Origin of the sequence: Rhizobium mongolense USDA 1844 (assembly GCF_000419765.1) — a bacterium.
Lineage (GTDB): Bacteria > Pseudomonadota > Alphaproteobacteria > Rhizobiales > Rhizobiaceae > Rhizobium > Rhizobium mongolense.
In genome coordinates this window covers 137,854-146,480 of the sequence record NZ_ATTQ01000016.1, presented here as the reverse complement: position 1 = coordinate 146,480, position 8,627 = coordinate 137,854, and the positions used below count along the sequence as shown (strand labels likewise).

Below are 8,627 nucleotides of genomic sequence, written 5' to 3'. Positions count from 1 at the left end.
TCCCGCTCGTCCTTGCGCCTGCTCGGGACGGTCGGCGAGCCGATCAACCCGGAAGCTTGGGAGTGGTATTACAATGTCGTCGGCGATGGCCGTTGCCCGATCGTCGATACCTGGTGGCAAACAGAGACCGGCGGCATCCTGATCACGCCGCTGCCTGGTGCGATCGACCTGAAGCCGGGTTCAGCGACCGTCCCGTTCTTCGGTGTGAAGCCGCAGCTGGTCGACAATGAAGGCAAGGTGCTGGAAGGCACTGCCGACGGCAACCTGTGCATTACCGACAGCTGGCCTGGGCAGATGCGCACGGTCTATGGCGACCATGAGCGCTTCATCCAGACCTACTTTTCCACCTACAAGGGCAAGTATTTTACCGGCGACGGCTGCCGCCGCGATGAAGACGGCTACTACTGGATCACCGGTCGTGTCGACGATGTGCTGAACGTCTCCGGCCACCGCCTCGGCACGGCCGAGGTGGAGTCGGCGCTCGTCTCGCATAATCTGGTTTCGGAAGCCGCGGTCGTTGGCTACCCGCATTCGATCAAGGGACAGGGCATCTATTGCTATGTCACGCTGATGGCCGGCAACGAAGGATCCGATGAGTTGCGCCAACAGTTGGTGAAGCATGTTCGCACGGAAATCGGCCCGATCGCATCTCCGGACAAGATCCAGTTTGCCCCCGGCTTGCCGAAGACCCGTTCCGGCAAGATCATGCGCCGCATCCTGCGCAAGATTGCCGAAGACGATTTCGGCGCGCTCGGCGATACGTCCACGCTGGCCGATCCGGCAGTCGTCGATGACCTCATCGCCAATCGACAAAACAAGGTAACCGCCTGAAATCAGAGCGGCTCCCGAAAACCCGGAAGCCGCTTTTCAGTCGTGCTGGCACAGACGGCGCGCACATCGCGTGCGCCGTCGGCCGCCAATTGTTGCCGTGCGTCGACTCCAGCCCAAGAGAAGCGAGGACGTCAAGAGGCGAGAAGAATAGGAATATTCACTTAAAAATCGATCGCGCGGCCGTTGATCTCGTAATCGCCAAAGCGCGCTGGCTCGGCTCCTCCCCTTCCACCGATCTCCGGTGGCAGTTCCAGGGGTTTCTGGTTCCTACGTCGTTCTTCGGCCTCGGCAAGCGCGCGTTTGGCAGCGGGGGACAGAACCTTGCGCGGCAGGTCTGCTCCTTCCGCCACAGTGCTATCTACGTTGTCGTTGTCCGCTGGCTGCAATTGCGTCTCCCGCCGGAAATATTGAAAATGGCTGGCGAATAACCAAATCATAGTGCGCCGGCGGCTCGATTGAAACCCTTTTTGCCGCAGATGGGAGATGGAGACCTCGATGAACCTCGTTCGCACTGCCATGTTGCTTGCCTTCATGACGGCCCTGTTCATGTTCGTCGGATTCCTGATCGGTGGTCGCGGCGGCATGATGATCGCCTTCCTGATCGCTGCGGGCATGAATTTCTTTTCCTACTGGAATTCGGACCGGATGGTGCTTTCGGCCTACCGGGCGCAAGAGGTCGATGAGCGCAACGCGCCGGAATTCTTCCGCATCGTTCGCGATCTTGCGCGAAATGCCGGCCTGCCCATGCCGAAAGTCTATCTCTACGACAATCCGCAGCCGAATGCCTTTGCCACGGGCCGCAATCCGGAGAATGCCGCCGTCGCGGCCTCGACAGGGCTGCTCAGCGCGCTCTCGCCTGAAGAGGTGGCGGGTGTGATGGCGCATGAACTGGCGCATATCCAGAACCGCGACACGCTGACGATGACGATCACGGCGACGCTTGCCGGCGCAATCTCGATGCTCGGTAACTTCGCCTTCTTTTTCGGCGGCAATCGCGAGAACAACAGCAACCCGTTCGGTTTCGTCGGCGTGCTTCTTGCGATGATCGTAGCGCCGCTCGCCGCCATGCTCGTGCAGATGGCGATCAGCCGGACGCGCGAGTATTCTGCCGACCGTCGCGGCGCCGAAATCTGTGGCGACCCGCTCTGGCTCGCTTCCGCGCTCGGCAAGATTGCCCGTGGCGCGGCGCATATCCCGAATTATGATGCCGAGCGCAATCCTGCGACGGCGCATATGTTCATCATCAATCCCCTCTCCGGGGAACGGATGGACAATCTGTTTTCGACGCACCCGAATACAGAAAACCGTATTGCGGCACTTCAGGAAATGGCAGGGAACGGGATGAATGGCTCGACGGCGACGGTTCGCACTGCTAATCCATCGCGCAGATCGCGCTCGGTTCCGAATACGGGTATGGGCCGCGGTGGTTCCCAACCGCCAAAAGGGCCCTGGTCTTGAATTCAGACGGCAGAAATAAGCCATTCAACAAAAAGAAACCGCCTGCAGAACGCCTCGCCGTAAAGCCGGGCCTAGAGGCGCGTGCGGCCGCAGCGAAGATTCTCGCTGCCGTGATTGACCGCAAACTGCCGCTGGATGGTGCATTGGATCACGAACACGGAAATCCCGCGTATAAGGCGCTCGGGGAGAGCGATCGCGCGTTGGTTCGCGCTATTCTCAACACTGCGCTCCGTCACCTGCCCCGCATCGATGCGGCGATTGCTTCTTTATTAGACTCGCCATTGCCGGAAGGCGCGCGCGCACTTCATCATGTGCTTGCGGTTGGAGCCGCGCAGATCCTTTATCTCGATGTCCCCGACCATTCGGCGGTCGATCTTGCCGTCGAGCAGGCAAATCAGGATCCTCGCAATCGCCGCTTCGCAAAACTGGTGAATGCGATCCTGCGACGTCTTGGCCGCGAGAAGGAGCAGGTCCTCGAAGACATCGCAAAGATTTCGCCGATGCCGGTTTGGTTTATCAACCGTCTTGAAAAGGCTTACGGGGAAGAGGCCGCCGCGGCGATCGCCGAATCTCAGCTTGAGCCGGCGGCAATCGATCTCACCGTGAAGTCGGATGCGGCAGGCTGGGCAGCAAGGTTGAATGGGGAAGTCCTGCCGACCGGTGGCGTGCGTCTCGCAGCCTTTGATGGCACTATCCCCTCCCTTGAAGGTTTCGATCAAGGCGAATGGTGGGTGCAGGACGCCGCGGCAAGCATTCCGGCCAAGCTCCTTGGCGACCTGTCTGGCAAACGCGTCGTCGATCTTTGCGCCGCACCCGGCGGAAAGACCGCACAACTCATTCTCGCCGGAGGCAGCGTCACCGCGATTGATCAATCCGAAAGCCGATTGAAGCGCCTACGCTCCAATCTCGATCGCCTCGCCCTCAAGGCAGAAACGCTCGCGACGGATCTTATGAAATACCAGCCGACGGAGCTGTTTGACGCCATCCTGCTCGACGCGCCCTGCTCCTCGACGGGCACGACGCGCCGTCATCCGGATGTTCTCTGGACGAAGGGACCGGAGGACATCGCAAAGCTTGCTGGCGTGCAAGAACGGTTACTTCGCCACGCGCTGACGCTCCTCAAGACTGGCGGTACTCTCGTCTTTTCAAATTGCTCGCTGGATCCCGTCGAAGGCGAGGATGTCGTCAGCCGCATCTTGGCGGACACACCGAATGTCGAGCGCGTCCGGGTCGACGCTGCTCGATGGCCCGGTTTGGAAATGGCGATCGGTCCGCTTGGCGAATTCCGGACGACCCCCGCCATGTTGCGCATGCCCCCAACGGTCGCTTCAGGTCTTGACGGCTTTTACGCTGCAGTGTTGCGGCGTGTCGCCTGATTGCATGAACCTTCCCTAGACTTCGTTTCTGTCACAAATTAATGCGGTCTGACCGCTGAATGCGGCCCTCCTTCACCTATTCTTAATCATGAGGGTCAATAGACAATAGAATATGCAGTCCGGCCGGCGGTTTTGGAGTTTGTATGTTCGGGAGGCTTGGCGCCGCATGTCGCGGCGCATCGCATCGCTGCGCCTTCGCCTTTTGCGCCATACAATCCAAGTGCCCGAGAGGCTTATCGTTGCGCCGACCGATCTTCGCGCGATCGATCCTCATATCGCCGAGGAGATCATGAACGGCCGATTTGCTCTGGCAGGCCGCCTGCTGGAGACGAACGGCAAGTCACCCTTCGGCTTTACGCTTCCCTCACGCGCCTTTGCCAGCCGTTTGCATGGCTTCGGCTGGCTTCGTCATATGCGTGCCTACAAAAGCGATCAAGCTTCCGCGGTTGCGCGGGCGATCGTCGATAGCTGGCTCTCGTTGCATGCTGGCCGCATGGAAGGCATTGCCTGGGAAATCGATGTCACTTCACAGCGAGTGATTGCCTGGCTCTCGCATTCGCCGGTCGTGCTGCAGAATGCTGATCGCGGCTTTTACCGCCGCTTTATGAAGTCTCTGGCGTTTCAGGTTCGCTTCCTGCGGCATATGGCGGCTTTCGCGCCGGCGGGGGAAGTTCTTTTCCGGCTGCGGATCGCCCTCGCCATGGCTTCGATTGCAATGCCAGCGCGACAAGGTGTGGTGCGCAAGGCCGCCCAGGCGCTGGATAATGAATTCGATAGCCAGATTCTACCCGACGGCGGGCATATCTCCCGCAATCCACGCACAGGCCTAGAACTGCTTCTCGATCTCCTGCCGCTCCGGCAGACCTATGTGAATCTTGGCCACGATCTGCCGCAGAAGCTGATTTCAGGCATCGATCGCATGTATCCGGCGCTGCGCTTTTTCCGCCACCACAATGGCGATCTCGCGCTCTTTAACGGCGCGACATCGACGCTTGCCAACGAGCTGATGTCGGTTCTGCGCTATGACGAAACGGCCGGCCTACCTTTCAAGGCAATGCCGCATTCGCGCTATCAACGTCTTGCGGCGGGAAATACCATATTGATCGCCGATACCGGCCCTCCTGCAGCTGGCCCCCTGTCGCGCACGGCACATGCGGGCTGCCTTTCCTTCGAAATGTCGTCGGGTCGTCATCGCTTTATCGTCAACTCCGGCTCACCGAAATTCGCTGGCCGCCGCTATGTGCAGATGGCGCGCACGACTGCGACGCATTCGACCGTAACACTGAACGACACCTCATCCAGCCGTTTCTCGGCCTCGGAATTTCTCGGTTATGTCATGACGGATTCGGTGAAGACCGTTAGCGTCGAGCGCGCTGAAACCGACGATGGACGCGATGGCATCAACGTCAGTCACGACGGCTATCTGAAAAATTTCGGCATGCTCCATGAGCGCGAACTGACGCTGAATGCTGCAGGTTCCATCGTCACTGGCCGTGATCGGCTGGTGCGGCAGGGCGAGCGCCTCATTGACGAGCCTCTTCGTGCTGCCGCGCGCTTCCATATCCATCCGGCCATAAATGTGAAGCAGAGTGATCGCGAGTCCGTGTTGCTGACAGCGCCGGATGGCGAGAGTTGGCTCTTTTCGTCTCCGGGGAACGAAGTGCTGATCACTGAAGATATCTTTTTTGCTGACGCCTCCGGCATCTGCGGTTCTGACCAGATCGAGATCGACTTCGTTTTTGCCGAGAAGCCGGAAATTCGCTGGTTTTTGTCCCGCAAGAGCTAGTCGCCGTTTGCGCAGCGGCATAGCTCGTGCTAACGCGGCGCCATTATCCTATACGTCCCTTGCCGGATGTCTCCCGAAGCCCGAACGGAGAAGGTTCATGGCCGTCACTTCCAAGAAAATCCCCGCCCCTGATAAGGTCAAGGTCAAAACCGCGCTGCTCTCCGTCTCCGACAAGGCGGGTATTGTCGAGCTTGCCCGCGCGCTTTCCGAAAAGGGCATCCGCCTGCTTTCGACAGGCGGGACGCACAAGGCCATCACAGCCGCGGGTTTGGCTGTCACCGACGTTTCCCAAGTCACCGGCTTTCCCGAAATCATGGACGGCCGTGTGAAGACGCTGCATCCGAAGGTCCACGGCGGTCTCCTGGCAATCCGTGATGATAGCGCGCATCAGGAAGCCATGAAGGCGCATGGTATCGAAGGCATCGATCTTGCCGTCATAAATCTCTATCCATTCGAAGATGTGCGTGCCGCCGGTGGTGATTACCCCACGACGGTCGAGAATATCGATATCGGCGGTCCGGCAATGATCCGTGCCTCTGCCAAGAATCATGCTTACGTTACGATCCTCACCGATCCTGCCGATTACCCGGAACTGCTTGAACAGCTTTCGGCCGATGCCGGCCAGACGAGCTATGCGTTCCGCCAGCGTATGGCAGCCAAGGCGTATGCCCGCACCGCTGCCTATGACGCGATGATCTCCAACTGGTTCGCCGAAGCGCTTTCCATCGATACGCCGCGCCATCGGGTGATCGGCGGCGTTCTGAAGGAAGAGATGCGCTACGGTGAAAATCCACATCAGAAGGCGGCTTTCTACGTCACCGGTGAAAAGCGACCAGGTGTTTCGACGGCGATGCTGCTGCAGGGCAAGCAGCTCTCCTATAACAACATCAACGACACCGATGCGGCCTACGAACTCGTCGCTGAATTCCTGCCTGAAAAGGCACCCGCCTGCGCGATCATCAAGCACGCCAATCCTTGCGGCGTTGCCACAGGGCCAAGCCTTGTCGAAGCCTACAAACGGGCGCTCGCCTGCGATTCCGTTTCTGCGTTCGGCGGCATCATTGCGTTTAACAGCACGCTCGATGCGGAGACCGCGGAAGAGATCATCAAGCTCTTCACCGAAGTGATCATCGCTCCGGGTATAACCGAAGAAGCCAAGGCGATCGTTGCGAGGAAGCCGAATCTGCGCCTGCTTTCTGCCGGCGATCTGCCTGATCCGCGTGCCGCTGGGCTGACGGCGAAAACAGTCTCCGGCGGCCTGCTGGTCCAGAGCCGTGACAACGGCATGGTCGAGGATCTGGAGCTGAAGGTCGTGACCAAGCGCGCGCCGACGGCACAGGAACTGGAAGACATGAAGTTTGCCTTCAAGGTCGGCAAGCACGTGAAATCGAATGCCGTCGTATACGCCAAAGATGGCCAGACGGCCGGCATTGGCGCCGGCCAGATGAGCCGAGTCGATTCCGCCCGTATCGCTGCCCTGAAAGCCGAGGAAGCCGCCAAGGCGCTGGGTTTGCCTACTCCGATGACACGCGGTTCTGCGGTTGCTTCGGAAGCCTTCCTGCCGTTCGCCGATGGTCTTCTGTCGATGATTGCAGCGGGTGCGACGGCAGTCATCCAGCCGGGTGGTTCGATGCGCGACCAAGAGGTGATCGACGCTGCGAACGAGCACGACGTCGCGATGGTATTCACCGGCATGCGCCATTTCCGCCATTGAGCGGACAGAAACCCCAGCGCTCAGCCGGGGTTCATTTCAGTCTTGCTTCCTGTCTGCCGGATAAGGGGTCGCGATCAGCAGGATCAATCCGCCCGCGAGGAAAAGGATCAGCGTTGCCATGCCGAGACGCGCTGATCCGCTGGCATAGGTTATCAGCGAAAAGAAGAGCGTTGCCATGAAGCTCGTGGCGCGGCCGGACAGCGCATAGATGCCGAAATAGCGCCCTGCCTCCTGCGGGCTGACGCTGCGCGCCAGATAAGAGCGCGACGAAGCCTGGACGGGACCGAAGGCGAGGCCGATCAACAGCCCGTAAAGAATATAGGCTTTTTCCGCCGCCGTGCCGAAAAGCCCTCCGGCGTCCGCCGTTGACATCGGCAGCAGGCCGAAAAGCGTATAACCAGGCCCCGTCGAAATGATCCCGAGGGTTGCGAGCAAGAGCAGCGTCAGGCTGATCAGGATCGTTGCTTTTGATCCGATCCGGTGATCAACGCGCCCGGCGATGACGCAGCCGAAAATCGCGACGACATTGAGGATGATCCCATAAAGTCCGATTTCGATCGTCGCCCAGCCAAACATGCCGGCGGCGAAGGTGCCGCCAAGGATAAGCAACCCGTTGACCCCGTCTTGATAGATCATGCGGGCAATCAGGAATTTCAGGATGCCTCTTCGGATCTTCAACTCGCTAATTGTGTTTGCGACCTGCGTGAGGCCGGAACGGACGGCAGCAGCGAGCGGCAATCCCTTCGCCGCATCCGGTGTGAAGAGGAACATCGGAATGATGAAGATGAGATACCAGACGGCGGAAATCGGCCCTGTAACGCGCGCGTCCTCACCGGTATGAGGATCAAGCCCGAACAACGGGTCGAGCCCCAACAGCGTCTTTCCCGTTTCCAGGTTTCCCGCAAGCAGTGTCACAACAGTGATGAGCACGATCATGCCGCCGAGATAGCCAAGCCCCCAGGCCGTATTGGACAGCCTGCCGACCTCATCCTTGCTCACAAGGCGCGGCATCATGGAATCGTTGAAGACGATCGAGAATTCCGCGGCGATCGACGCCAGGATCATCAACATCACCGGATAGACAACCGGCGAACCGGGCGCGGCAAACCAAAGGCCGAAGAGGCTGACAACCTTGATGATAGCGAAAAAGGCTATCCAGGGCTTGCGGGCGCCGGACTGATCGGCGATGGAGCCGAGGATCGGAGAGAGCAGGGCTATGATCACCGAAGAGATCGTCGCGGTATTGCTCCACATCGCTTGTGCCGAAACCGGATCGTCCGTCAGGCGTGAGACGAAGTAGGGTCCGAAAATGAACGTGGTCACCACCGTGAAAAACGGTTGCGCGGCCCAATCGAAAAGCATCCAGCTCCAGATGCCTTTTTCCGACGCCTTCTGCGGCGCCGGCGTTCCCGTTCCGGTCCAGTCTATTCTACTCACGCCTACACTCCCGCTTTCGCGGCGG

7 protein-coding genes are annotated in these 8,627 nt (G+C 59.5%); 5 read left to right on the top strand and 2 right to left on the bottom strand.

All coding sequences use genetic code 11. The annotated features are described in order from the left end of the window. On the top strand, positions 1-831 hold an 831-nt coding region (locus tag A3C3_RS0126420), incomplete at its 5' end, for an AMP-binding enzyme (RefSeq protein WP_022717583.1). Positions 832-992: 161 nt separating this feature from the next. Here A3C3_RS0126420 and A3C3_RS0126415 read toward each other — a convergent pair. Then, entirely contained in the window at positions 993-1,217 is a 225-nt protein-coding gene (locus A3C3_RS0126415) for a DUF1674 domain-containing protein (RefSeq protein WP_028740019.1), read from the bottom strand. 109 nt (positions 1,218-1,326) lie between these two features. On the opposite strand from A3C3_RS0126415, the gene htpX reads away from it, so the two are divergent. The 4 genes from htpX to purH all read left to right on the top strand — a co-directional run bounded on the left by htpX (position 1,327) and on the right by purH (position 7,165). Continuing rightward, positions 1,327-2,289 (top strand): zinc metalloprotease HtpX, encoded by a 963-nt coding sequence (gene htpX / locus A3C3_RS0126410; protein ID WP_028740018.1) that lies wholly within the window; start codon positions 1,327-1,329, stop codon positions 2,287-2,289. Beyond that, positions 2,280-3,665 carry an RsmB/NOP family class I SAM-dependent RNA methyltransferase gene (locus tag A3C3_RS0126405; protein ID WP_028740017.1) on the top strand — a complete coding sequence of 462 codons (1,386 nt, stop codon included), beginning with the start codon at positions 2,280-2,282 and terminating at the stop codon, positions 3,663-3,665. The genes htpX and A3C3_RS0126405 overlap by 10 nt, the downstream gene beginning before the upstream one ends. 112 nt (positions 3,666-3,777) lie before the next feature. After that, positions 3,778-5,451 carry a heparinase II/III family protein gene (locus A3C3_RS0126400; RefSeq protein ID WP_022717579.1) on the top strand — a complete coding sequence of 558 codons (1,674 nt, stop codon included), beginning with the start codon at positions 3,778-3,780 and terminating at the stop codon, positions 5,449-5,451. Between the two features lie 97 nt (positions 5,452-5,548). Beyond that, positions 5,549-7,165, top strand: coding sequence for a bifunctional phosphoribosylaminoimidazolecarboxamide formyltransferase/IMP cyclohydrolase (gene purH, locus A3C3_RS0126395; protein ID WP_022717578.1), 1,617 nt, complete (start codon positions 5,549-5,551; stop codon positions 7,163-7,165). Between the two features lie 36 nt (positions 7,166-7,201). Here purH and A3C3_RS0126390 read toward each other — a convergent pair whose 3' ends face one another. Continuing rightward, positions 7,202-8,602: an MFS transporter gene (locus A3C3_RS0126390; protein WP_028740016.1), complete on the bottom strand. Its 1,401-nt coding sequence runs from the start codon at positions 8,600-8,602 to the stop codon at positions 7,202-7,204. Positions 8,603-8,627 lie beyond the last annotated feature (25 nt).

Coding starts and splice junctions, on each gene's coding strand:
- A3C3_RS0126400 (WP_022717579.1), top strand. CDS start 3,778: ATGCAGTCCGGCCGGCGGTTTTGGAGTTTGTATGTTCGGGAGGCTTGG.
- htpX (WP_028740018.1), top strand. CDS start 1,327: ATGAACCTCGTTCGCACTGCCATGTTGCTTGCCTTCATGACGGCCCTG.
- purH (WP_022717578.1), top strand. CDS start 5,549: ATGGCCGTCACTTCCAAGAAAATCCCCGCCCCTGATAAGGTCAAGGTC.